The sequence below is a fragment of the Streptomyces sp. NPDC007162 genome, assembly GCF_040634175.1.
Lineage (GTDB): Bacteria > Actinomycetota > Actinomycetes > Streptomycetales > Streptomycetaceae > Streptomyces.
Genome location: NZ_JBEYFC010001076.1, coordinates 1 through 1002, shown reverse-complemented (window position 1 = coordinate 1002; position 1002 = coordinate 1). Strand labels below are relative to the sequence as shown.

1 protein-coding gene and 1 pseudogene are annotated in these 1002 nt (G+C 66.2%); one reads left to right on the top strand and one right to left on the bottom strand.

Annotated elements, in window-relative coordinates; translation table 11 throughout:
* A pseudogene (locus ABZ646_RS47280) lies at positions 1-263 on the bottom strand (hypothetical protein); the annotation flags it as partial.
* 132 nt (positions 264-395) lie between these two features.
* On the opposite strand from ABZ646_RS47280, the gene ABZ646_RS47275 reads away from it, so the two are divergent.
* A complete protein-coding gene (locus ABZ646_RS47275; protein WP_360534135.1) occupies positions 396-641 on the top strand; it encodes a hypothetical protein in 246 nt (81 codons plus the stop codon).
* Positions 642-1002 lie beyond the last annotated feature (361 nt).

The following is a 1002-nucleotide window of genomic DNA, read 5'->3' as shown; positions in this document are numbered from 1 at the left end:
TCACCGCGGCCCCTTCGGCCAACGGCAATACGACAGCCCCGGTCCTGCTGCTTCCTTGCGTCCCAGGCCGCTCGATAGCCCGCGCGGACCTCTTCGCGTCCCTGATAGCGCTCAGGCATGCCAGGGAAGAGGAAAGGAAACTCGTGCATGGCGTCGACCGCGTACAGATCTGCCAGGTCGTCCGCGGACTTGTCGAGCATCGCCCGCTGGTAGCGGGCCAAGACCTCCCGAGGGCCGAGGTTGGCCGAGGTTGGGTCCGGCATGGCGGTGGACTCCGTTCCGTCAACGTGTGGACGAGTTCATTCGAGCGCTGGGCCAGAACGTCAGGACTCTGGGCCCGCGGACCAGACGAGGGCCTCCAAGGTCCGGTTGTGACGCCCGACTTGGAGACCCTCTTGACCGCACTCTATGTGAAGATCGATGACGAGATCGGAGGAACGCGATGGATGCGATGCCCGCCCCGGCTCAGCAACTCCGAACGCGTCTGCCTGGCGGTGGCCCAGGCCCTGCTCGGCTGCCGCTCCGAGGCGCGGTGGCCACGGTTCGCCCGCAACCGCCTGGCCTGCCTGTTCCCGTCCCTGCCACAGCAGTCGGTTTACGACAAGCGCCTTCGGGCGGCTCTGCCACTGGTCAAGCGCTAGATCCGGGAGCCGTCGGATGTCTTCCGCGGTCCTTCGGAAGCTGGCGGCGATTGGCCCATCCGGAAGTCGTTGGCTCACGGAGAGCACGAGCTCAGCACGCTCCTCGGGCTCCATGGCCGCGAGCGGGACCCTCATCATCCGTCGTGCCTGACGCACGGAGAGCGAACCAGCAGCCGAGAATCCATGCACGGAGAGGCTCCACCTGGGTTGCCGCCTCATCCCTGAGTCCATGACACGAGGCTCTGGTGTCAGAGCCTTGGCCCTGCCACATCACCCGATCTAGTGCAGCGCCCGTTGATCCTTCGAGGGTTCATGCGGCTTTGAGCGGGTTGCCGTCGTAGGTCCAGCGGTAGGGCTTGGC